The organism is Streptomyces sp. NPDC005494 (assembly GCF_042872025.1).
In the GTDB taxonomy this organism is placed as follows: domain Bacteria; phylum Actinomycetota; class Actinomycetes; order Streptomycetales; family Streptomycetaceae; genus Streptomyces.
Map to the genome: position 1 here is coordinate 368,553 of NZ_JBIAJR010000008.1, position 23,320 is coordinate 391,872.

Annotated in this window: 18 protein-coding genes and 2 pseudogenes; 6 read left to right on the top strand and 14 right to left on the bottom strand. The window is 71.0% G+C overall.

Annotation, left to right across the window (positions count from 1 at the left end; all coding sequences use genetic code 11):
* Positions 1–15 precede the first annotated feature (15 nt).
* On the bottom strand, positions 16–1,488 hold the full coding sequence (locus ACFYQ6_RS24140) for an AlkA N-terminal domain-containing protein (RefSeq protein ID WP_361577425.1): 1,473 nt from the start codon (positions 1,486–1,488) through the stop codon (positions 16–18).
* Between the two features lie 434 nt (positions 1,489–1,922).
* Here ACFYQ6_RS24140 and ACFYQ6_RS24145 point away from each other — a divergent pair, with 434 nt between their 5' ends.
* From ACFYQ6_RS24145 to ACFYQ6_RS24155, 3 genes are all read left to right on the top strand, one after another.
* Positions 1,923–3,149 carry a right-handed parallel beta-helix repeat-containing protein gene (locus ACFYQ6_RS24145; RefSeq protein WP_361577422.1) on the top strand — a complete coding sequence of 409 codons (1,227 nt, stop codon included), beginning with the start codon at positions 1,923–1,925 and terminating at the stop codon, positions 3,147–3,149.
* Positions 3,150–3,347: 198 nt separating this feature from the next.
* Positions 3,348–4,670: an ammonium transporter gene (locus ACFYQ6_RS24150; protein ID WP_361577419.1), complete on the top strand. Its 1,323-nt coding sequence runs from the start codon at positions 3,348–3,350 to the stop codon at positions 4,668–4,670.
* A complete protein-coding gene (locus ACFYQ6_RS24155; protein WP_361577416.1) occupies positions 4,667–5,005 on the top strand; it encodes a P-II family nitrogen regulator in 339 nt (112 codons plus the stop codon). Before ACFYQ6_RS24150 ends, ACFYQ6_RS24155 begins: the two co-directional genes overlap by 4 nt.
* Before the next feature lie 153 nt (positions 5,006–5,158).
* Here the strand turns inward: ACFYQ6_RS24155 and ACFYQ6_RS24160 are convergent.
* Together ACFYQ6_RS24160 and ACFYQ6_RS24165 are read right to left on the bottom strand one after the other, a co-directional pair.
* A pseudogene (locus ACFYQ6_RS24160) lies at positions 5,159–6,010 on the bottom strand (IS701 family transposase); the annotation flags it as partial.
* Positions 6,011–6,179: 169 nt separating this feature from the next.
* Positions 6,180–6,530, bottom strand: coding sequence for a DoxX family protein (locus tag ACFYQ6_RS24165; RefSeq protein ID WP_388764832.1), 351 nt, complete (start codon positions 6,528–6,530; stop codon positions 6,180–6,182).
* Between the two features lie 95 nt (positions 6,531–6,625).
* Between ACFYQ6_RS24165 and ACFYQ6_RS24170 the strand changes: the two genes are divergently transcribed.
* Positions 6,626–7,057 (top strand): winged helix-turn-helix transcriptional regulator, encoded by a 432-nt coding sequence (locus tag ACFYQ6_RS24170; RefSeq protein ID WP_388764834.1) that lies wholly within the window; start codon positions 6,626–6,628, stop codon positions 7,055–7,057.
* A gap of 147 nt (positions 7,058–7,204) precedes the next feature.
* Here the strand turns inward: ACFYQ6_RS24170 and ACFYQ6_RS24175 are convergent, their stop codons facing one another.
* Together ACFYQ6_RS24175 and ACFYQ6_RS24180 are read right to left on the bottom strand one after the other, a co-directional pair.
* A complete protein-coding gene (locus ACFYQ6_RS24175; protein ID WP_388764835.1) occupies positions 7,205–7,723 on the bottom strand; it encodes a hypothetical protein in 519 nt (172 codons plus the stop codon).
* Between the two features lie 123 nt (positions 7,724–7,846).
* Positions 7,847–9,406, bottom strand: a complete 1,560-nt coding sequence (locus tag ACFYQ6_RS24180) for an ISL3 family transposase (protein WP_388764837.1) — start codon at positions 9,404–9,406, stop codon at positions 7,847–7,849.
* Between the two features lie 1,173 nt (positions 9,407–10,579).
* On the opposite strand from ACFYQ6_RS24180, the gene ACFYQ6_RS24185 reads away from it, so the two are divergent.
* Complete coding sequence (locus ACFYQ6_RS24185) at positions 10,580–11,398, top strand: helix-turn-helix transcriptional regulator (RefSeq protein WP_361577953.1); 819 nt, start codon at positions 10,580–10,582, stop codon at positions 11,396–11,398.
* Positions 11,399–11,407: 9 nt separating this feature from the next.
* Here the strand turns inward: ACFYQ6_RS24185 and ACFYQ6_RS24190 are convergent, their stop codons facing one another.
* Both ACFYQ6_RS24190 and ACFYQ6_RS24195 read right to left on the bottom strand, forming a co-directional pair.
* Positions 11,408–11,776, bottom strand: coding sequence for a nuclear transport factor 2 family protein (locus tag ACFYQ6_RS24190; RefSeq protein WP_388764838.1), 369 nt, complete (start codon positions 11,774–11,776; stop codon positions 11,408–11,410).
* A 345-nt stretch (positions 11,777–12,121) separates the two neighbouring features.
* Entirely contained in the window at positions 12,122–13,537 is a 1,416-nt protein-coding gene (locus tag ACFYQ6_RS24195; RefSeq protein ID WP_388764841.1) for a phytoene desaturase family protein, read from the bottom strand.
* Between the two features lie 85 nt (positions 13,538–13,622).
* Between ACFYQ6_RS24195 and ACFYQ6_RS24200 the strand changes: the two genes are divergently transcribed.
* The gene (locus tag ACFYQ6_RS24200) at positions 13,623–14,459 is read left to right on the top strand and encodes a nucleotidyltransferase domain-containing protein (protein ID WP_361577407.1); all 837 of its coding nucleotides are present in this window, start codon (positions 13,623–13,625) and stop codon (positions 14,457–14,459) included.
* A 170-nt stretch (positions 14,460–14,629) separates the two neighbouring features.
* Here the strand turns inward: ACFYQ6_RS24200 and ACFYQ6_RS24205 are convergent, their stop codons facing one another.
* From ACFYQ6_RS24205 to ACFYQ6_RS24235, 7 genes and pseudogenes are all read right to left on the bottom strand, one after another.
* On the bottom strand, positions 14,630–15,478 hold the full coding sequence (locus tag ACFYQ6_RS24205) for an inositol monophosphatase family protein (protein WP_361577404.1): 849 nt from the start codon (positions 15,476–15,478) through the stop codon (positions 14,630–14,632).
* Between the two features lie 44 nt (positions 15,479–15,522).
* Positions 15,523–17,328: a gamma-glutamyltransferase family protein gene (locus ACFYQ6_RS24210; protein ID WP_388764845.1), complete on the bottom strand. Its 1,806-nt coding sequence runs from the start codon at positions 17,326–17,328 to the stop codon at positions 15,523–15,525.
* A gap of 77 nt (positions 17,329–17,405) precedes the next feature.
* Complete coding sequence (locus ACFYQ6_RS24215) at positions 17,406–18,437, bottom strand: ABC transporter ATP-binding protein (protein ID WP_388764847.1); 1,032 nt, start codon at positions 18,435–18,437, stop codon at positions 17,406–17,408.
* A pseudogene (locus ACFYQ6_RS24220) lies at positions 18,434–19,550 on the bottom strand (ABC transporter ATP-binding protein). The gene ACFYQ6_RS24215 and the pseudogene ACFYQ6_RS24220 overlap by 4 nt, the downstream one beginning before the upstream one ends.
* Positions 19,547–20,437: an ABC transporter permease gene (locus ACFYQ6_RS24225; protein ID WP_388764849.1), complete on the bottom strand. Its 891-nt coding sequence runs from the start codon at positions 20,435–20,437 to the stop codon at positions 19,547–19,549. Before ACFYQ6_RS24225 ends, ACFYQ6_RS24220 begins: the two are co-directional and overlap by 4 nt.
* Positions 20,434–21,387 (bottom strand): ABC transporter permease, encoded by a 954-nt coding sequence (locus ACFYQ6_RS24230; protein ID WP_361577395.1) that lies wholly within the window; start codon positions 21,385–21,387, stop codon positions 20,434–20,436. The genes ACFYQ6_RS24225 and ACFYQ6_RS24230 overlap by 4 nt, the downstream gene beginning before the upstream one ends.
* Entirely contained in the window at positions 21,384–22,967 is a 1,584-nt protein-coding gene (locus ACFYQ6_RS24235; RefSeq protein ID WP_361577392.1) for an ABC transporter substrate-binding protein, read from the bottom strand. Before ACFYQ6_RS24235 ends, ACFYQ6_RS24230 begins: the two co-directional genes overlap by 4 nt.
* Between the last annotated feature and the right edge of the window lie 353 nt (positions 22,968–23,320).

A 23,320-nucleotide genomic window follows, 5' to 3' on the forward strand; every position in this document is an offset into this window, starting at 1 on the left:
CGCGTCCTCTTGCGTTCAGGCGGGGAGATGGTTGATGGGGTGGTCGTCGACGGTCCACAGGTACTGCACGGCGTACGCGCGCCAGGGGCGCCACCGGGCCGCGCGTGCGGTGAGGGCCGCGGGGGTCGCGGGGAGACCGAGTTGCTCGGCCGCCCTGCGGATCCCGAGGTCGGTCGGGAGGAAGGCGTCCGGGTCACCGAGGGCCCGCATCGCGATCACCTCGACGGTCCAGGGGCCGAAGCCGGGCAGTGCCGCCAGTTCGGCGCGGGCCTCGTCCCAGTCGGTGCCCTCCCCCAGATGCAGGGACCCGTCCGCGAGGGCGGTCACCAGCGTGGTGAGTGTGGTGCGGCGGCTGCGGGGCAGCGCGAGGGCCTCGGGGTCGAGTCCGGCCAGCGCCTCGGGGTCAGGGAAGAGGTGGGTCAGCCCGCCGTCGGGGTCGTCCACCGGCACTCCGTGGGCACGGACCAGCCGGGCGGCGTGGGTCCGGGCCGCCGCCGTGGAGACCTGCTGGCCGAGCACCGCGCGTACGGCGAACTCCGCCGCGTCGACCGTACGCGGCACCCGGCGCCCCGGGCCGGCCTCGACCAGCGGGGCCAGCAGGGGGTCGGAGCGCAGTTGGCCGTCCACGGCGACCGGGTCGGCGTCAAGGTCCAGGAGCCTGCGGCAGCGGCTGATGGCCTGGGTGAGGTCGCGGGGGTCGGTGAGCGAGAGCCGGCAGTCGATGTGGCCGGGCCGGGGCGAGAGAGCCACGATGCCGTGCCCGTGCGGGAGGGTGAGCGTGCGGCGGTAGGCACCGTCACGCCATTCCTCGACACCGGGGACGGCGGTGGCTGCGAGGTGCCCGAAGAGGTTGCCGGGATTGAGCGGCGCCCGGTAGGGCAGCCGCAGGGCGATGACACCGGGGGTGCCCGGAGCCAGACTCCCCCGCGCCGCGCGGCTGCGGAGTTCGTTCGGGGCGAGGGCGAACACCTCGCGCACGGTGTCGTTGAAGGTGCGGACGGACGAGAACCCGGCCGCGAACGCCACCTCGGCCATCGGGAGCGCGGTCGTCTCGATGAGCACGCGGGCGGTCTGCGCCCGCTGGGACCTGGCCAGCGCGAGCGGGCCGGCGCCGAGTTCGGCGAGGAGCTGGCGCTCGACCTGCCGGGCGGAGTATCCGAGCCGGGCGGCGAGCCCCGGCACGCCCTCCCGGTCGACGACGCCGTCCTGGATCAGACGCATCGCGCGGGCGACGGAGTCGGCGCGGGCGTTCCACTCGGGGGAGCCGGGACTGGTGTCGGGGCGGCACCGCTTGCATGCCCTGAATCCGGCTTGCTGACAGGCGGCGGCACTGGGGTAGAAGGTCATGTTCCGGGCCTTCGGCGGCACGACCGGGCAGCTCGGCCGGCAGTAGATCCGGGTGGTCAGGACCGCGGTGAAGAACCAGCCGTCGAAGCGGGCGTCCTTCGACCGTACGGCTCTCACGCAGCGCTCGGTGTCGGTGTGCATGGTCCAAGCATCGGGCACGGAGGGGCCGCGGGGCTGGCGGAAATCCGACATGGGCCTCGCGCGCTCCTTCGACCGGCCCCGCGCGCGATCGATGCGGAAACGACCCGAGTCGTTCAGGTCAGTGAACAGGAATCACGTACACATGTATTGACGCGGTCACGACACAAGCCTACGGTCCCAGAAAGCGCTTGCTACCCCGCGAGTGCGGTGTCGGCCCCGCGAGCTGTTCAGACACCCGAACACATCGCGCGGGCCACACCGGGAGGTGCCACCCCGTGCCCCCACCCCGCACGGCGGTTCCGTCCGGCACGGAGCTGTCGCGCCGAGGAGTTTCCGGATTCGCCGCTCGACCCCCATCCGGTCGGAGCCCGGCCCCCCACGGGCCGGAGTTCACCCCCCGCCGGTCGGACGAACCCCCAACCTGGAGACGAACGATGCAGAAGAAGAAGCCCGTCATCGCGTGCGTCAGCCTGCTGGCAGGCTCACTGGTCGCCCTGTCCGGAACCGTGGCGCAGGCCACCCCCGACAGCACCCCCGCCCGCGCCGGCGCCCTCGGCGCCCCGGTCGCGGTGGCCGCCGACGCCCTGTACGTCGCACCGAACGGCACCGAGGACGCGGCCGGCACGGAGTCGGCCCCGACCACACTCGCCTCGGCGATCAGCCGCGTCGCCTCCGGCGGGACGATCTACCTGCGCGGCGGGTCGTACGCGCACTCCGAGACGGTCACCGTCCCGCCGGGCCACGACGGCTCGGCGAGTGCCCGCACGACGCTCGCCGCCTACCCGGGCGAGACCCCGGTGCTGAACTTCTCGGCCATGAGCGAGGACCCGGCGAACCGCGGCCTCGCTCTCAACGCCGACTACTGGCACGTGGACGGCATCGTCGTCGAACACGCCGGTGACAACGGGATCTTCGTCGGCGGCAGCAACAACGTCATCGAACACGTCGTGACGCGCTTCAACCACGACTCGGGCCTGCAGATCTCCCGGATCGCCTCCGACACTCCCGATGACGAATGGCCGTCGCACAACCTCGTCCTGAGTTCGGAGTCGCACGACAACGCGGACTCCGACGGCGAGGACGCCGACGGCTTCGCGTCGAAGCTCACCTCGGGCCCCGGGAACGTCTTCCGCTACACCGTCTCCCACAACAACATCGACGACGGCTGGGACCTCTACACCAAGTCGGAGACCGGCCCCATCGGCCCGGTGACCATCGAGGACTCGCTCGCGTACGACAACGGCACGCTCTCCGACGGGACCGTGAACTCCGACGGCGACCGCAACGGCTACAAGCTGGGCGGGGACGGCATCGAGGTCGACCACGTCGTGCGGCGCAACATCGCCTACGACAACGGCAAACACGGCTTCACCTACAACAGCAACCCCGGCTCCATGACGGTGTCGGACAACGTCAGCATCGACAACGCCGAGCGCAACTTCTCCTTCGACAAGGGGACTTCGGTGTACCGCGGCAACGTCTCCTGCCGCAGTGACGACGGGTCCAACGACAAGACCGTGGGCGACGCCGACGGCTCCAACCAGTTCTGGACCGGTTCGAACGGTCCGGCCTGCTCCGCGTACTCCGGCGCGATGGACTGGTCCTTCGCCGGCGACGGGTCCCTCGTCGTGACCTTCGGCGGCAACAAGGTCACCCCGTAACCACCTGCCCCGGCGGCCTTCGCGGCTCCGTCCCCTGTCGCGGACGGAGCGGCGGAGGCCGCTGCTCCGTTCCCGGTGAGGTTTCGGTCACCTTCACGCAATGAAACATGCCGGAAACGCGGCAGCGTCCTCCACGAAACCAGGGCCGGTCACCCTCTTCGGGCCCGGACCCCACGCCGCCCCGAGGAGGACCCCCTCTTGACCCCCGTGATCCTGGCCTCGGCAGGCCCAGACACAGGCGACACCGCCTGGCTGCTCGCCGCGACCGCTCTCGTCCTGCTCATGACTCCGGGACTGGCCCTGTTCTACGGCGGCATGGTCCGCACGAAGAGCGTCCTCAACATGCTGATGATGAGCTTCGTCTCGATCGCGCTCGTCACGGTCGTCTGGCTGGTCGCCGGCTATTCGCTGGCGTTCGGCGACGACACGTTCGCCGGGCTCGTCGGCGGCCTCGACCACGTCGGCCTGGTGGGCATCGGACCCGACCACCTCACCGGCAGCGTGCCCACCCTGCTGTTCACCACGTTCCAGCTCACCTTCGCGATCCTCACCGCGGCACTGATCAGCGGAGCCGTCGCGGACCGCATGAAGTTCGCGGCGTGGCTGGTCTTCGTACCGGTGTGGACCCTGCTCGTATACGTTCCCGTGGCCCACTGGGTGTGGGGACCCGGCGGGTGGATCGTGGACTCGCTCGGCGCCCTGGACTTCGCCGGCGGCCTCGTCGTGGAGATCACCTGCGGGGCGTCGGGGCTGGCCCTCGCCCTGGTGATCGGACCGCGCATCGGGTTCAAGAAGGACGCGATGCGACCGCACAACCTTCCGATGGTGATGCTCGGCGCCGGCTTGCTCTGGTTCGGATGGCTCGGGTTCAACGGCGGCTCCGCGCTCGGCGCCAACGGTCTGGCCGCCGCCTCCGTCCTCAACACCCTCGTCGCGGGATGCACCGGCCTGCTGGGCTGGCTCTTCGTCGAGCAGAGGCGCGACGGCCATCCCACCACTTTCGGCGCGGCGTCCGGCGTGGTCGCGGGCCTGGTGGCGATCACACCGGCCTGCGGGACGGTCGACGTCACGGGCGCCGCGGTGGTCGGACTCGCGGCGGGTGTCGTCTGCTCGTACGCCGTCGCGTGGAAGTTCCGGTTCGACTACGACGACTCGCTGGACGTGGTCGGCGTCCACTTCGTGGGCGGCGTCGTCGGCACGCTGCTCATCGGGCTGTTCGCGACGGCCACGATGACCGGCGGCGCGGAGGGCCTCCTGTACGGGGGTGGCACGGGCCAGTTGCTGCGTCAGGCCGTCGCCGTGCTCGCCGTGGCCGCGTACACGTTCCTGATGACCTACGGGATCGGCAAGGCGATCGACCGGCTGATGGGTGTCCGGGCGTCCGAGGAGGAGGAGCTCACCGGACTGGACCAGACGGTGCACGCGGAGAGCGCCTACGATCACGGCGGCCTGGGTCACGCCGCCGCGCAGAACCCCGGCCACGTCACAGCCCGTTCCCAGGACAGGAGTACCGCCCCATGAAGCTCGTCACCGCCGTCGTGAAGCCGCACCGCCTGGACGAGGTGAAGACCGCGCTGCGGGAGCTCGGTGTGAACGGGATGACGGTCACGGAGGCCAGTGGGTACGGCCGCCAGCACGGCCACACCGAGGTCTACCGGGGCGCCGAGTACCGGGTGGACCTGGTGCCCAAGATCCGGATAGAGATCCTCGTCGAGGACGCCGACGCGGAGCCGGTGCTCGACGCGCTGGTCCGCGCGGCCCGGACCGGCAAGATCGGCGACGGCAAGGTGTGGGCGGTCCCCGTGGAGACGGCCGTGCGGGTCCGCACGGGCGAGCGGGGGCCGGAGGCGCTCTAGCAGTCCGGCCGCAGATCGTGATCTTCATGGCTGTTGGGCGGCTTGTCGCTGGTAGGGGCTGGTGCGCGAGCGTGCCCGGTGCAGGCGGCGCCCTGCAGACCAGCGCAGGCGGTGAGCAAGGTCGCGGGCCGGCGCAAGCAGGGATGCGACCAGTCGTCGGATCTCATTGCAGGTCAGCGAGCCGAGATCGGGGTTCGCGGGGGTCGTGGCCCGTTCGATGGCGGCGGTGACGGTGAGGAAGGCGTGCGGGCATGGCCAGGGTGGTCCAGCGGTGCCAGAAGACCCAGCCGCGGACCTGGTGCTTGTCCAGTCCGGCCAGGCCCTCGGCGGCTCGGGCGGTCCTCTCCACCGTCCAGCGGCGTCCGGCCGCCTTGACCAGGGCGCCCGGTGGAACCGGGTGGGCCGAGTGGCAGCGGTAGAACGCGAGTTCACCGTTGCGCAGGTTTTGCCCCGCACCGCTGGTGCGCCGATTGCGCCGCACCAGCGGCCGGCGGTGACCGGGGCTACCGGCGGGCCGGCCATGTCGACCTGGGCCCAGTCATAGAAGCGGTGACCCTTGGCGCCGGTGCCCGCCGAGAGCCGCTGCCAGGCCTTCTTGGGCAGGCCGTAGGCGAGTTGACCGGCCCGGAAGACGCCCGCGCGGGAGCCGTGGACGAGGTATACGGCGACCTGGGAGTTCTCGATCCGGCCCGCGGTTCCGGTGTACTGGCGCTGCCCCCGACGCTCGCGGTGCCCTTCTTCAGGTCCCCGGCCTCGGCAACAGCCAGTACGGCGTCCTCGTCACCGAGGTGCTCAACTACGAAGTCCCGTATGTCGTAGCGGACTTCATCGGCATCCCGGCGGGCCCGGCTGAGAAAGTGCCGCATGCCCCGGACTGGCGTCACCGGCGTGCTCGGCGATCGTCCAGCAGTTCTTCCTCGGCAGGTCCGCGAGCAGCCCCAGCACGAACGCCCTCGCCCGGCGGCGCGGTTCCACCCGGGCGAACCGGCCCGCCACCTTGCCCATCAGGCCATCGAATACGGATTGCCACCGGGCAAGGCTTGGACTGTGGCCCATGGCCACCAGCTGATCTTCGTTGGTCGACACAACTCACGATGATCAACGGTGGCTGCCCTCGGAGGAGACCGACCTCACTGTGCCCGATCAAGGCCGGCGTCAGACCGGCTGTCCGCTGTCAGAGGGTGGCAGCACGCAGCACGATCAGGGCGACGGAGGCCATGGTGAGAACCACCGCCGGAGACGCGCCCTTGCGGTCGCCTACGCGCAGGTGAAAGGCGACCGCCCCTGCGAAATAGAGCGTCAGGCCGATCGCGGCGGCGATTCCGATGGGTCCCCACCAGAGTCCGGCGATCGCACCGGCCGCGCCCGCGATCTGAGCGCCGATCAGGAAAGCCATCATGCCCGGCGGCACTCCGAGGGTGGACATCTGCTCGGTGATGTGCCGCGTCCGCAACGACTTGGCCCCAGCCGATACCAGGAGAAGCGCCGACATGAACACGGTGACGACGGCAAGAGAGACGGACATGGCTGAAACCTCAATCATGCGAGATGCGAATAAGGGGCGTGCGCACCTCGACGACGATAGGCGGCCACCAGGTACCTCCAGGTAACCTTCGGGGCATGAGTCTGCGACCCGGAATCGCCTTCCTCGCCGACTGTCCCGCTCTCCTGGCCATGGAGATCATCGCCAGCAAGTGGTCCATGGTCACGCTCTTCGCGCTGACCGACGGCCCGTTGCGCCACGGCGAGCTGGTCGAGCTGAGCGGTGGCATTTCGCGCAAGGTACTGACCCAGACGTTGCGCCGGCTCCAAGCCAACGGGCTCGTCGAGCGGCACCCGTACGCCGAGGCGCCGCCGCGCGTGGAGTACAGCCTGACCGATCTCGGGCGAACCCTGGAGGAGCCCATCAGGATGCTCACCGCATGGGCGCGGGAGAACGGCGAGGCGGTCGTCACCTTCCGGGAAGCAGCCGAGGCGGCCAGGACCATCGAGGCGGATCAGGCGACCCCGGTGAGGGCCCCTGCTGTTGCTGAGAACCCGAGCCGTTTCTGATCAATAGAAGAAGGTGAACCTGTAAGACCCTGCCGTCTGGCTCTGTTCATGAGAATGGGCTCTGGCTCAACTTCTGTGGAGCACGCACGGAGTGTGACGACTGCTGGCGAGTAGAAGGGTTAGTCAACGGCCAATTAACCCCGGCAGTCACTCCTTGCGCTCTCCTGGCGCCTGCTTGCTCAGGAGTTGTTCAGCTGCCTCAAATGCTTCTTCCTTCAGCGTCTCGAAGGAAATGCCCCAGCTCTCGTCCCAGTCCTCCAGATTGCTTGCGCAGGCGACGAGTGGCTGCAGGTCGTCGGGATAGCCGAGGTCATAGGCGACATCGACCCAGATCAGATGAGAGCCGGCAGCGGGATCGAGCGATCCGTTCACGATCTGGCGGGCGATCCAGTAGGCCGTGGCCCACTTCGCGGCCCGGGGGTCGGCGGGCGGTTGGAGTCCGAGTTCCTCTAGCACCTGGTTGAAGAGGTCCGGGGCTTCCGGTTCTTCGCTCCGCAAGAGGCCGGCCAGCATGGCGAGCGAAGGGCTCTCAACCCCGGCCATCAGCGCGTCCAACCCAACCTGGATGAGACGGTCGGACCCAACATGTCGGCCGAACGCCCTCTCACCTGCTATGTGGCTGATCTGGTGGAGAGCGTCGTCGTGGTTCATCTCGGTCTTCTTCATCGGTAGCTGTGGAGAGCACCTTTCCACAGCCACCAGAGCCGTCGCCATCGAGTTCCCGGCTCGCGCGGTGGTGGCCGGCGATCAGGACATGAGGACGCGTTTGCGGAGGAGCTGGAATCCGGCTCAGCCGAACATCTGCCGTTTGAGCATCTTGATCCGATTGACGTGTCCTTCTACGACGCCTGAGCTCCATGGCAGGGTGAGACCGGCGATGACGGCATCGCGGTCGCGGTCGATGCCCGCGGCAAGGGTGTGGAGGCTTGGGAGGTCGTCCTGCCTGACTGCGGCGAGCCAGTCCGGCAGGCGCTCGCCCTGGCGCTCGGTGAGCATGGTCGCGAAGGACCGGACGTGCCTGGTGAGTGCGTCAATTTCGGGGCATTTGGCCCGGACGCTCTTCAGATGGAGGTTTTCGGTCTCGGAGAGGTTTTCCGGACGGCGCAGGACCCACCCGGCGACTGCCCGGGGCGAGGGCGGGCGGGCTGTCACCGGCCGCGGGGAGGTGCGTTTCTGGTGGAGGTAGGCGCGAACGCGCTGGTAGCTGCCCTGGTAGCCGAGCGGCACGATCTCCTCCCATAGCTTCCAGGCGTTGGTGCAGCCTTCGTTCCAGCGGTCGTCGAGGTAGGTCTTGTACTCGTCGAGGACCGAGGTCCGGGTCTGCCACTGACCGGCGAAGAGGTCTTCCGGCTTGGCGGCGTCCGCGTACCGTTTGACGGTTCGGCTGGTCATGCCGAGCTGCCGCTGGATCGCGCGCCGACTGTGTCCTGCCTCGACCAAGGCGTGGATCGTGGCGTGCGTGGTCCGGGTCCGATCGGTGAACCGGTGGCCGGTCGGCCACGGTGAGCCGGACGACTCCTCCGCCGGGTCGGGCTCCGTCTCGGTCGTTTCAGGTGCCTCGGGGACCAGGACTTGCAGGCATTGACGGTGCTGGGCGATGCTCCGCTCGGCGGCCTCGCTGAGGTTGTGCCAGAGATGCCACCGGTCCGCTACCTGCACGGCTTGCGGTGCCCCAGCGGTGGCGCCCTCGGCGAAGAACGGCGCACGGTCCCGGCACACGACCTCGATTCCGGGCCGCTGAGCCAGCCACGCAGCCAGGCTCGACGACTCCCGGTCGGGCAGCAGGTCGATCGGTCGGCGGGTTTCCACGTCGACGAGGACCGTGCCGTAGTGGCGGCCCTTGCGGGTGGCGTACTCGTCGACGCCAATCACCCGCGGAACGGGCACCTCCGGCTCGGGAAGCGCGTCGACCAGCCGCAGAACGGTGCTGCGGCTGACCGGTGCACCCACGATGTCGGCCAGTCGGGCGCCGGCCCGGCCCGCGAGAGCCAGACCGATCGCGGCCAGGGTCGAGCGCAGGCGCTCGGTCCGCTGGCTGTACCTTCGAGTCAGGCCGGGTATCTGCTCGACGAACGTGCGGCGTCTGCACTCGGCGTTCCGGCAGGTGAACCGGCGGACCCGCAGCTGAAGTACGACGCTTCGTCCTGCACTCGGAACATCAGCGGGAAACCGCAGGTAGGAGCCGTGAACCTGAGCGGACCACGCTCCGCATTCCGGACACGAGGCGCCCGCGACAGTGCACCGCACATCGACACGCACTTTCGCGATGTTCACGTCTACAGACAGCACCGCGATGTCCGCGATCGACGGGAACAGCAGCTCCTCTAGCCGGAGCAAGATCTCGTTCACAGCCCCGAACTGTTGGCCCAGTCACTCTTGCCAGTGATCGTTTTTGGGCAACTTCCCTTGGCAGAGCCGAGAGTTCAGAGGTCACCCACAGTGAACGGATCACACAACCTGAGCCAGAACCTGAGAATGGACAGCACTTGATCACCACTCCGGAAGGCGGCAAGCGCGCGCCCAAGGATTCGAACGGCGCAGCAGCCGAACTTGCTTTTCGGCAGCTGCGACGGCACCCACATCGAGATCGCTCTGTCGGGGCGCCCGTACCAGTCCGCAGATACTCGGTGTACTGGACGACCATGCTCGAAGCCATGAGCTCAGCCTTCCAGTCCGCCCGGCGCAGCGGCACAGATGAGACCACCCACGATCGACGACGGGCGGCGGCAACGACAGGTCGCTCCGCAACAGTGATCAGGAACTACAGCCGGAGTACTAGTGATCACGTCCTATGTCTGACTGACCCGTCTCGCAGGGTTCCGCCTCAGCGCGCCTTGGTCACGATGCCATTCGCGCCCACATAGGACTGGAACTGACCTGTATCGGACTTAGCGTCTTCACCACGTTGTGGTTCGCGCTCCAGGAGGCAGTCAGATGTCCGTCAAGCCGGTTCCCCAGGGCTACACCACCGTGACGCCGTAGATCATCTCTCGCGACACGGCGCAGCTCATCGCCTACATGAAGAGGGCCTTCGACGCGGAGGAGCTCGCTCGTCTCACCGGTGAGAATGGAAGCGTCGAGCATGCGGAGGTACGAATCGGCGACTCGGTGGTGATGTTGTTCGACGCGCGGCCGGAGTGGCCGCCGACCCCCGGCTTCCTCCGCTCACCACCGCCGACCTCCACGCCTTCGCCGCGGACATGGCCCGGCATGCTGGGGCCGGCCAACTGCGCTCCGAGGGCGCACACGCCGTTCACGACGTCCCCGGGCGCCGGCAAGGAGCCACGCCTGCCGAAGCCGCGGCGCGCTTCTCGTTCACCTGACGGGCCGACCCGTCGCCTCCGTACTCGCCTTCCGCAAGCCCACCGGAACGTGCGCGGAGCAGCACCAGCCGCACCATTCCGGCGGCGGAAAGGAGTGTGGGCGGGCAGGCCCGTCGACATGCGCGAACGCCCACCGCCCTCCGGCCTCCGTGAGGCGGCCGCGTCCGGATCGGATACCGTCCTGGCCATGACGACTGCCATGGCCAGGACGGTCGATGACGTGAACGTGGGGAGCCTGCTGCGCGGCTGGCGCAAGCTGCGCGGGGTCACCCAGCTCGAACTGGCGCTGAAGGCCGACAGTTCCGCGCGCCACATCAGCTTCATCGAAACGGGCCGTTCGACCCCGAGCCGGTCGATGGTGCTGCATCTCGCCGAGCACCTCGACGTCCCCGTGAGGGACCGCAACTCGCTTCTCATGGCTGCGGGTTACGCTCCCTCCTATCCCGAGACCTCGCTGACCGCGCCGGCGATGACCACGTTGCGGACCGGCCTGGAGCAGTTGCTGGCCGCCTACGAACCGTTCCCGGCCCTGGTGATGAACGGCATGTACGACGTGGTGACCGCGAACAAGGGCGTGCGGCTGCTTCTCGACGGGGTCGCCGGTCATCTGCTGGAACCCCCGATGAACGCCATGCGACTGACGCTGCATCCGCAGGGCCTGGCCCCTCGGATCCAGAACCTCGCGGAGTGGCGCGGGCACCTGCTGGAGCGGATGGAGCGGCAGGCAGCGCTGCGTTCCTCGGACGCGCTGCGCGGCCTGTACGAGGAGGTCGCCGCTTATCCGGCGCCGGCCGGCACCACGCACGCCGCTCCGGACGAGCGCGCGGTCGGGCACGGCCCGACCCCTCCCCCTTACGCGCTGCCGCTCCGCATCGAGGCGGGCGGGTGTGTGCTGTCGTTCATCTCGACCGCGACCACGTTCAACACCCCGATGGACGTGACCGTCTCCGAGCTCGCGGTCGAGACGTTCCTTCCGGCGGACCCGGAGACGGCCGCCGTGCTGCGGACCGCGGGCTGAGCGGAGCGGTCACGCCTCCGGGAACCGGTCCAGGAAGCCGGCGACGCGGGTGATGCGGCCGTCGTCGGCGAGCGTGATCACGTCGAAACCGGCGGCCGGAGCGGACCCGTCGGCGGTGGAGACCAGGTCCCAGGTGAAGCGGACGAGGTCGTGGTGCGCGTCCGGAGTACCGGTGAGCCGGAACTCGAACCCGGGGAACTGCTGGTGGGCGCCGGCGATGGCCGCCGCGATCCCGTCGTGGCCCTTCGCCTCACCCAGCGGGTCGGTGTAGGTGCCGTCCTCCGTGAACGCCGAGGCGACAGCCTTGGCCAGGTCCTCAGGGGTGGCGGCGTTCCAGGCGGTGAAGTAGCGCTCGACGGCGTCCTGGTGGATGGTCACGGCGGTGTCCTCTCGTCGGTACGGCGCTGGTGGCGCGGCCGGGCGGCGGCCCATCGGCCGCGTGCCGCCCCGCCCCGCCCTGCGTACCGCAGCCTGCCGCAGGCGCCGCCGGGGGTCGATTACCGCTGAGGTAATCTCCGGGGCCCCGCTGTCGTACCGTCCGCGCGGGCCACCCTGGGACGATGCGCCTGTCAGGCGCAGCCGTCCGGTTCCGGGGCGTACAGCCGCCCGGGTCCTGGGCGGGCGTACGGCGGTATGGCGGCAACGGGCCGAGCCGCTCGCCACGCGTGCGGGCCGTCGCGGGACGATGTCCGGTTGCCGAGGGGGACAGGCCGTGCCCGTTCCTCACGCGGCCCTCAGCCGACGCCACACCGCCTTCGCCGCGTGGTGCCCCGACATGCCGTGGACGCCGGGTCCGGGCGGGGTGGCCGACGAGCAGAGGAAGACCGCGGGGTGCGCGGTGGCGTACGGAACGCGCGCGAGCTTGGGCCGGATCACCGTCTGGAGGCCCGCGAACGCCCCGGTGGCGATGTCGCCGTCGACGTAGTTGGCGTTGCGCACAGCGAGCCGGGGCGGCCCGGCTACCGCGCGGGCCAGCACCAGGTCACGGAACCCTGGTGCGAACCGCTCCAGTTGACGCTCGATCACGTCGGTGGCATCGCCCTTCCAGCCGGCCGGGACGTGCCCGTACACCCAGAAGACGTGACGCCCCTCCGGGGCGCGGGTCGGGTCGACGAGGCTGGGCTGAGCGGTGATCAGGAAGGGGACAGCCGGGTCGCGGCCCTCGACCGCGGCACGCAGGGCGGCGTCGATCTCGCGGGCCGTGGGGCCGACATGGACCGTGCCGGCCCGCCGGGCCTCCTCGGCCGTCCAGGGCACGGGGCCCGACAAGGCGTAGTCGATCTTGAAGCAGGAGGGGCCGTAGCGGTAGTGGTCGTAGGCCCCGCCCAGTCCGGCGATCCGGGCGAGCGCGGTCGGTGAGGTGTCGAAGACATAGGCGCGGGCGGGCGGGAGTTCGTCCAGGCGCTTGACCTCGACGCCCGTGCGGACGATGCCGCCCTGTTCACGGAGGAAGGCCGCGAGCGCGTCGGAGATCGCCTGCGATCCTCCGCGCGGGACGGGCCAGCCGTTCTCGTGCGCCGCGAGGGCGAAGAGCAGGGCGATCCCGGCGGTCGCGAGGCCGCCGCTGGGCGCGATGGCGTGCCCGGCCAGGCCCGCGATCAGACCGCGCGCCCTCTCCCCCCGGAATCGCCGGGAGAGCAGCGCTGCGGGCTGGACCGCGTCCAGCCCGAAGCGCGCCCAGCGGTACGGGTCGCGGGGCAGGCCGTCCCACGGGGTGCGCAGGAAGTCCTCTGCGAGGGTGTCCCAGTGAGCGAGGTAGGGCGCGACGAGTCTGCGGTAGGCGCCGGCGTCCTCGGGGCCCAGCGACATGGCGCTCTCCCCCACGGAACGGGTGAGCACCGCGGCCGAGCCGTCGGGGAAGGGGTGGGCGAGCGAGAGCGGCGCCTGGAGCCATTCGAGACCGTGCCGGGCCAGCGGCATCGCGTTGAAGGCCGGCGAGCCTATGCCCAGGGGATGCACGGCGGAGCACGGGTCGTGGCGGAACCCGGGCAGCGTCAGCTCCTCCGTACGGGCGCCACCGCCCACGGTCTCCGCCGCCTCGAACACCTCTACGGCGAAGCCGCGACGGGCCAGCTCGACCGCGGCCGTCAGCCCGTTCGGGCCCGCCCCCACGACGACGGCATCCAGCATCGATGGCACCTGCGGACTCCTTTGTCAGCCGACGGCCAGGGCTCCAGGATATTCCGGGGCACCGACAACGGGTCCTCGGGTAGCGTCCCGTCCGATGGACGACACCTGCGCAACCTCCCCCTCTGTCGCCGGCATGGCCGCCCGCCTCGTACGAGTGCCGGGGATCGAGGCCGTGGCCCTGGGCGGCAGCCGGGCCCGTGGCACCCACAGACCCGATTCCGACTGGGATCTGGGCGTCTACTACCGGGGCACGCCCGATGCCGCCGCCCTGGCCTCTCTGGCCTCGGAGTTCCAGGGCACGCCGGTGGAGGTGGCGGCACCCGGGGGCTGGGGTCCCTGGGTGAACGGGGGTGCCTGGCTGACGGTGGACGGCGTGGCCGTCGACTGGATCCTGCGCGATCTGGACCGGGTGGAGTCCGTCTGGTCGGACTGCCGGGACGGCCGCTACGAGGTGGGGACGCAGGCCGGACACCCGCTGGGTTTCTGGTCTCCCTGTTACGTGGGCGAGGTCGCCCTCGGCAAGGTGCTCGCCGACCCGGACGGCAGGCTGACGGTCCTTCAGAAGGCCGCGCGTGTCTATCCCGAACCGCTGCGCCGGGCGCTGACAGAGGCGGCGTGGGAGGCGGACTTCTCCGTGGCCGCCGCCCGGAAGTCGGCCCCGGCCGGGGACACCCTCCACGTCGCGCTGTGCCTGTCGAAGGCCTTCGGCGTGCTCGCCCAGTCCCTGCACGCCCACCACCGTGTCTGGTGCCTCAACGAGAAGGGCGCCCTCGCAGCCGCCGCGGCGCTGCCTGACACTCCGGCGGACTTCGCGGACCGGGTGTCGAAGGCGCTGCGCGGCCTGGACGCGGCGGCGGTGGAGACGGCGGCCGGTCTGGTCCGCGACGTACGGGAGGTACTGGACGAGGGGCCCCGGGCCCAGGCCGGCTGAGGAAGGGCTGCCACCCGGCGGAGGGGGCCTACGAAGCCCCGCGGCGCATGCGGGCCCGCGCCCCCTGCGGCGCACGGAGAGTCCGCCGGGCGGATTCCCTGACTCCGGGCCGGGTCCGCGCCACCGGAAGCGGGCTCGCCCGGTCCGCCCGGTGCCCCGGACGCAACCGCCTAGGCCTGCCGACCGGTCCGCAGCGCGTAGAGGATGCGCGCCGCCGTCGCCTCGTCCCTGGCCGCGGTGAACGGCAGATCGTTGCCGCCGGTGATGCGGAACGGGGCGCCGGAGAGCGTCGACTGGGTGCCGCCGGCCTCGGTGACCAGGAGCAGCCCCGCCGCGTGGTCCCAGGCGAACTCCCAGTTGAAGGCGACGGCGTCCTGCGCACCGCACGCGACGGCGAGGTACTCCAGCCCGGCCGACCCGCAGGAGCGGGCGTCGATGCCCTCGGTGTTCAGGCCGAGCAGAGCGCGCTTCTGGGCGTCGGACGTGTAGTCGGGGTGGGACATGGCCACCTTGAGCACGGCGCCGGGGGCGGGCGAACCGCTGTGCACGGGGGTGCCGTTGAGCGTCGCCCCCCTGCCCTTGACGGCGACGGCCAGTTCGTCGAGCACGGGTGCGTACGTCCACGACGCGTACACCTCGCCCTGGAGCGCGAGAGCCACCAGGGTGCAGAAGCCGGGTTCGCCGTGGACGAACTGGCGGGTGCCGTCGACCGGGTCGACGATCCACACGGGGGCGTCGCCGCCGAGCGCGTCGAGGACCGTGGGGTCCGCGTGGACGGCCTCCTCGCCGACGACGACGGAACCGGGCAGGATCCGTGTCAGGGACTCGGCGAGGTGCTCCTCGGCAAGCCGGTCGGCCGCGGTCACGAGGTCGTGCGGGCCGCTCTTCTCGACGATCTCGTGCGCGGCCAGCTGCCGGTAGCGCGGCAGGATCTCGGCGGCGGCGGCCGCACGGACCGCCGCTTCCACTTCGGCCGGCCCGGTGTCCCCGGCGGTCCCGTACAGAAAGTCATCGATCATGACTCCAGCTAAGCACGGTCCGCCGGGGACGCTGCGGGCAGGCGTCAGCGGCCGACCGCGTATCCCTGCATGCCGCGCGGATTGGCGGCGGCGGACAGCAGGCCGGTCTCCGGGTCCCTGGCGACCGCGCACATCCGGCCCTCGGACCACGGGTCGCCGACCGTGACGTCGTGGCCGCGGCGGCGCAGTTCCCCGACGACCTCGGGGTCCATGCGTTCCTCCACCGTGACGCTGCCGGGGCGCATCCCGCGCGGGAAGAAGGAGCCGGGAAAGCTGTCGTTGTGCCAGTTCGGGGCGTCGATCGCGCCCTGGAGGTCCAGGCCGCCACGCACCCGGCCACGCAGCGCCACGGCGAGGAAGAAGTGCAGCTGCCACTGGTCCTGCTGGTCTCCGCCCGGCGTGCCGAAGGCCATGACGGGAACGCCGTCACGCAGGGCGAGCGACGGGGTGAGCGTGGTGCGCGGACGGCGCCCCGGGGTCAGCGTGTTCGGCAGGCCCTCGTCGAGCCAGGCCATCTGCAGCCGGGTGCCGAGCGGGAAGCCCAGTTCGGGCACGACCGGGTTGGACTGGAGCCAGCCGCCGCTGGGCGTGGCGGCGACCATGTTGCCCCAGCGGTCGACGATGTCGAGGTGGCAGGTGTCACCTCGCGTCGCGCCGTCCTTGGCCACGGTCGGCTCGCCCGCTCCCGCCGCCGGTATGCCCATGGCGTCGAAGCCCGCCTCACCGGCCGCGACCGCGTGGGCGTGCGCGCTGAGGAGCGGAGTCCGGCCGTCGGGGCTGCCCGGGCGCAGTTCCAGGGAGGCCGTGTCCTCGATCAGGGCGCGGCGCTCGTCGTTGTACGGCCCGGAGAGCAGCGTGTCCAGGGGGACGTCGTGGGCGTCGCCGTACCAGGCCTCACGGTCGGCCATCGCCAGTTTGCAGCCCTCGATGAGCAGGTGGACGTAGTCGGCCGAGCCGTACGCGGGGAGCTCGGCGGGGAGCAGGGCGAGCTGCTGGAGGAAGGCGGGGCCCTGGCTCCAGCCGGCCGCCTTGGCGAGCGTCCAGCCGTTCCACTCGTAGGTGGCGGGTGCCTCGTACGTCGCGGACCAGTCCGCGAGGTCGGCGGCGGTGAGGGTACCGGTGTGCCGGGTTCCGCTGGTGTCCATGGTGGGGACGGCGGCCTGGCGGACCAGCGCCTCGGCTATGAAACCGCCGCGCCAGACGGCGCGGGCCGCGTCGATCTGCGCGACGCGGTCGTCGCCGCCCGCGGCCTCGGCCTCGGCCGTCAGGCGGCGCCAGGTCGCGGCGAGGGCGGGGTTGCGGAACAGCGTGCCGGGCTCGGGGGCCTTTCCGCCCGGGAGGTAGACCTCGGCGGAGGTCGGCCACTCGGTCTCGAAGAGTTCGCGGACGGTCTCGACGGTCTCACCGACGCGCTCGACAGGGGCGTGGCCGTCCTCGGCGTATCCGATCGCGTACCGGAGCACCTGGGCGAGGGTCTTCGTCCCGTGGTCGCGCAGCAGCAGCATCCAGGCGTCGAAGGCGCCCGGGACCGCGGCGGCGAGCGGCCCCGTGCCGGGTACCAGGTCCAGGCCGAGCGAGCGGTAGTGCGCGGCGCACGCACCCGCGGGGGCGGGGCCCTGGCCGCACAGGACCCGCACCTCGCCGTCCGCGGGCGCGAGGATCATCGGGACCTCGCCGGCCGGGCCGTTGAGGTGGGGCTCGACGACGTGCAGGACGAATCCGGCGGCGACGGCCGCGTCGTAGGCGTTGCCGCCGTCCTCCAGGACGGCCATCGCGGACTGCGAGGCGAGCCAGTGGGTGGAGGACACCATGCCGAAGGTGCCCTGGAGGGTGGGGCGGGTGGTGAACACGGGAACGGCTCCTTGCTGCGGCGTGCTGGGTTCTGTTGCGGATCGTACGTACGGGAGGCGGGGCTCCGGCGGGGCGGTCAGGCGGCGGCGTCCGGGGCGGTGCCGTCGTCGGTCACCAGATGGCAGGAGACCTGGCGTGCGCCGGGGACGTCGCGCAGTGCGGGAACCTCGGTCCGGCACCGTTCGACGGCGAGCGGACACCGGGTGTGGAAGCGGCAGCCGGACGGGGGGTCGAGAGGGCTGGGCAGTTCGCCGTGCAGCACGATGCGCTCACGGGAGCGCTGGACGACGGGGTCGGGGACCGGCGCGGCGGAGAGCAGCGCCTGGGTGTAGGGGTGCTTGGGATCGGCGAACAGGTCGGCGGTCGGGGCCTGTTCGACGATCTGGCCGAGATACATCACGGCGATCCGGTCGGCGAGGAATTCGACGGCGGCGAGGTCGTGGGTGATGAAGAGGCAGCCGAAGCCGCGGTCGCGCTGGAGGTCGGCCAGGAGGTTGAGGACGGAGGCCTGGACCGAGACGTCGAGCGCCGACGTCGGCTCGTCGGCGACGACCAGGTCGGGGTCGCAGGACAGGGCGCGGGCGATCGAGATGCGCTGGCGCTGCCCGCCGGACAGCTCGTGCGGGTGCCGGTCGGCGTGCTCGGGACGCAGCCCGACCTGCCCGAGCAGCTGCTCGACCCGGTGCCGTACGGCTTCTCCGCGGGCGTGGCGGTGCAGCCGGATGGGTTCGGCGATGATCTGGCCGACGGTCATCCGGGGGTCGAGCGAGGACGAGGGGTCCTGGAAGACCAGGTGGAAGTCCTTGCGCAGCGGGCGCAGCGCGCGCCGGGAGAGGTGGCTGACGTCGGTGCCGTTGATGTGGACGGTGCCGGCGGTGGGCTCGTCCAGGCGCACGGCACAGCGGCCGACGGTCGACTTGCCGCTGCCGGACTCACCGACGAGACCGACGACCTCGCCGCGTGCGATCGTGATCGAGACGCCGTCGACGGCCCGGACGGTGCCGCCACCGGACGCGCCGAAGTGCCGTTCCAGGGCGCTGATCCGCAGCACCGGGGGGTGCGTGCCGTCGGCGTCACGCGGGGCGGGAACGGCCTGTGCTGTGGTCACTTTCCGGCCTCCTGGTCGGGTCGCGCTTCGAGATCTCCTGCGGGCGTGCCGACGGGGCCTGCGGGTGCGCCGGCGGACCCGGGGGCGGTCTCCTCGTACGGGTGCCAGCAGGCGGTCCGGTGCGGGGCGTCGGCCCCGGCCCGTGGGCCGGCGGCCCGGAAGCCGGGGCGGCTGGTCGTACAGGTGTCGTCCGCGCGCGAGCAGCGGGGCGCGAAGGTGCACGCGTCGGGTTGGCTGTCCAGGCTGGGGACAAGTCCCGGGATCTCGGGCAGCCGCCGCTTCCCCTCGCCGCCGGGCCGTAGCACGGCACCGAGCAGACCACGGGTGTACGGGTGGCGGCCGAAGGCGAACAGTTCGTGCACCGGGGCCTGTTCGACGGCACGGCCGGCGTACATCACGAGCACCCGGTCGGCCGCGTCGGCGACGACCCCGAGGTCGTGGGTGACCAGGACGATGGCGGTGCCCAGGCGCTCACGCAGGGACTGGAGCACTTCGAGGATGCCGGCCTTGCACGGTGACGTCCAGGGCGGTCGTCGGTTCGTCGGCGATGAGGACGGCGGGGTCGCAGGCGACGGCGATGGCGATCATCACGCGCTGCCGCATCCCGCCGGAGAGCTGGTGCGGGTACTCGTCGATGCGGCGGGCGGGTGCGGGGATCCCCACGAGTTCGAGGAGTTCGACGGCGCGCGCCCTGGCCTCCTTCCGGCTCAGCCCCTGGTGCCTGCGCAGCACTTCGCCGATCTGTCGGCCGATGGTGAGGACCGGGTTCAGCGAGGTCATCGGCTCCTGGAAGATCATCGCGATGTCCTTGCCGCGGACGTGCCGGAGCTCCTTCTCCGTCGCGCCCACCAGCTCGCGCCCGGAGAGCCTGATCGAGCCGCCGATCCGGGCGGTCGGCGGGAGAAGGCCCATGGCGGCCATCGAGGTGACGGACTTCCCGCAGCCGGACTCCCCGACCACGGCGAGGACCTCACCGGGCGCCAGGTCGTAGGAGACGCCGTCGACGGCGTGCACGGTGCGGGTGTCGGAGCGGAAGGACACCGACAGGTCCCGCACGCTGAGCACGGGTTCGGCCGCCGCCTTCCGGGCGGGTTCGAGAACGGTCTCGGTCATCGGGTCCCTCCTCGGGGGTCCAGGACGTCACGCAGCCCGTCGCCGAGCAGATTGAAGGCCAGCGTCGCCGCGACGATCGCGAGGCCCGGGAAGACGGCCAGCCAGGGTGCGGGCGCCAGGAAGGACTGGGCTCCCGAGAGCATCACGCCGAGCGAGGGGTCCGGCGGCTGGACGCCGAGGCCGAGGAAGCTGAGCAGGGCCTCGCCGATGATCGCGGCGGGGATGCCCACGGTCGCCTGGACGATCAGGGCGGAGGTGGCGTTGGGCAGGATGTGCCGGAAGAGGACGGTGCCGTCGCCGCCTCCGTTGGCCACGGCCGCGGCGACGTAGTCGACGTGCTTGAGCCGCAGCGTCTCCGCCCGGGTGATCCGGATGACGGCGGGGATCTGCGAGATCCCGATGGCGATGGTCGCGTTGGTGAGCGAGGGGCCGAGGATCGCCGCGAGCCCGACGGCCAGCACCAGGAAGGGGAAGGCCAGCATGGTGTCGGTGAGGCGGGACACGGCCGAGTCCGCGAACCGTCCGTAGTACCCGGCGAGCAGCCCCAGGGGCACACCGACGAGGAAGGCCAGTGCCACGGCGAGGAGGCCGACCTGCATGGACGCGCGGGCGCCGTGGACGATACGCGAGAGCTGGTCGCGGCCCAGGTCGTCGGTACCCAGCCAGTGCGCGGCACCGGGCTCGGCGAGGACGTTCTGGAAGTCCGGCTGCGCGGGGTCGTACGGGGCGATGAGCGGGGCGAACAGGGCGGCCAGGAGGAAGACGGCGGCGATGATCGCGCCCGTGAGAGCGAGCCTGTTCCTGCGCAGGGCCCTGAGTCTGCCGCCCCCGGCCTTGCGGCTGCTCGTTTCGGGAGCGGTGGGGATCGCTGTGGTCGCCGTGGTCACCGGGCACCTCCGAGCCGGATGCGCGGGTCGATGACCGAATAGACCACGTCGACCAGCAGGTTGATGAGGATGTAGGCGGCGGAGGTGCAGAGCACCACGGCCTGGAGCGTCGCGTAGTCGCGGGTGAAGACGGCGTCGATGGTGAGCTTGCCGAAGCCGGGCAGGACGAAGATCTGCTCGGTGACGACTGCTCCGGATATCAGGTGTCCGAGCTGGAGACCGAGCACGGTGACCACGGTGACCAGCGAGTTGCGCAGCGCGTGTCCTCCGACGACGGAGCCTTGGGACAGCCCCTTGGCCCGCGCGGTACGCACGTAGTCGGCGGAGAGCGAGTCGAGCATCGCCGCCCGCGTCTGGCGCATCACGACGGCGGCGAGGCCGGAGCCGAGCACGATCGCGGGCAGCACCATACGGCGCAGGTTGTCGACGGGGTCCGTGCCGAAGGGGACGTAGCCGGAGGCCGCGAACACCGGCAGCGCGATGGCGAAGCCGAGTACGAGCACGATGCCGAGCCAGAAGGTGGGGATGGAGAGGCCGACGAGTGCGACGGCGTTGGCCAGCCACTCCTCGGGCTTTCCGCGCCGTACGGCGGCGACCACTCCGGCGCCGATGCCGACCACGATCGCCAGGAGCAGGGAGAGCGCCGCCAGTTCGAGGGTGACGGGCAGCGCCTGCCCGATCGCGTCGGCGACGGGGAGGCCGGTGCGGGAGGAGTTCCCGAGGTCGCCGGTGAGGGCGTGGCCGATGAAACGCCCGTACTGCACCACGACGTTGTCGTCGAGTCCGTAACTCGCGCGGATGGCAGCGAGGGCCTCCGGGCTGCGCTCCTCACCGGCCAGCGCGAGCGCCGGGTCTCCGGGCAGGGCCCGGATGCCTGCGAAGACGACGATGCTGACGAGGAAGAGCGTGATGAGGGACTGACGCAGGCGCGTCAGCAGGTACTTCGTCATCGGGTGTACCCCGCATTCTTGAGCCGGACCAGTCCGTCGCCGTAGACCTGGATGCCGGCGACGTCCTTGCTCGCGACGACGTAGTTCTTCTGCCGGTAGAGGTAGATCAGCGCGTGGGCGGCCTGGACGCGGCGGGTGAGCGCGTCGTAGATCTCGGTGCGCCGCGCGGGGTCCGCGACGCTGCGGCCCTCCGCGATCAGCTTGTCGATCTCCGGATCGCCGAGACCGTAGGCGTTCATGGCGCCGGCGGTCTTGAGGAAGTTCGAGACGTTGCCGTCCGGGTCGAGCCGGCCGGACCAGCCGCTGGTGAAGACGTCGTAGTCACCGGCGTCGGTCTCCGCGAGCATCGTGGCGTACTCGGTGGGACGCAACGACAGGTCGAAGCCCGCCTCCTTGACCATGGCCTGGAGCACCTGGCCGACCCGTCCCTGCTCAGGGGTCGTGGACGTCTTCAGCTCGATCTTCACCGGGGTCTTCACCCCGGCCTCCTTCAGCAGCTTCTTCGCCCGGTCGACATCACGCCCGGGGCAGTCCTCCGGCTCGACACCAGGTGCGATGGCCGACTGCGGGGAGATGGGCCCGCAGGCCGGCTCGTACATGCCCTGGAAGACGACCTCGTTGATCAGATCGCGGTCGATGGCGAGCTCGAAGGCCTCACGGACGCGGACGTCGCGGGCGATCGGGGTGTCGATCTTCCCCGGCTTCTGTCCGAGGCCCTTGACGTTGCCGACGTTGAGACCGATGCCCTGGTAACCGAGCGAGGGCGAGTTGAACAGCTGGAGTTCCGGTTCCGTCAGGGCGCTCCGTACGTCGACGGGCCCCATCTGGTCGCCGACCTGGAGGTCACCGGAGCGCAGGTTGGCGAGCCTGACGTTTCCGTCGGGTATGGGCTTGTAGACCACACCGTCGAGGTGGACCCGGTCGGCGTCGTAGTAGTTCGGGTCCTTCTCGAGGACGATCCGGTCGCCGCCCACGCGTTCGACGAAACGGAAGGGCCCCACGCAGGAGGGGTGGTTGGTGAAGTTCTTGCCGTACTTCTCGAGCGCCGCCGGTGACATCACCATCCCCGCCCGGTCGGCGAGTACGCCGGTGAGCGGGACGTAGGCGTGATCGAGGGTCATACGGACCGTGAGGGGGCCGACGGCCTCGGCCTTGCGGACCGGGGCCAGTTCGGTGCCGCGTGCGGATCCGGGAAGGTCCCGGTGACGCAGCAGTGAGGTGACGACCGCCTGTGCGTCCAGAGGGGTCCCGTCGCTGAACTTCAGCCCGGGACGCACCGTGAGGGTGACCGTGCGGCCGTCGTCCGAGACGGCCGGGAGCGACGCGGCGAGCTGCGGCACGACGGTGCCGTCCTCGTCGATGTCGTAGAGCTTCTCGCACATGCCCGCGAAGACCGTGCGGCCCACCAGGGTCTGCGCGAGCGTGGGATCGAGTTTGTCCGGGTCGGAGTTGAGAGCGACGGTGAGTGTCCCGCCGTCGCGTACGGACCGGTCGTCGGTCTTGCGTACGCCTCCGACCTCGGTCGCCGAGGACTGCAGCGACGTGCAGCCCGAGGTGAAGGACACCAACGCAACCGCCACCAGGGCAACCGTTTTACGGCGCACGAGGGCCTACCTCCCGCCAAGGGTGATCAAGGAATATCGCCGACCGTATTTCGCATACAGTCCACAAGGCAAGACCTCCGCTCACAGAGCGGACAGGTTTTACATGACGATCGGACAACGGAGGGCGGACGGGCGCGCCACGCACCCCGCCCTGCCCCCACCTGCGAGGGCCCGCCCCCGGCAGTGCGGCAGCCGCGCCGCGCCCTCCACGGCCCCCCGGTCGTACACAATGAGCGGAACTCGACGTTCCGGCTCCTCCCCGGGCTGGAGCAGCTGACCGGCCGGATGGCGGCCACGCGTGGCGGACGTCGTCCGGACCCGCTTTCTCC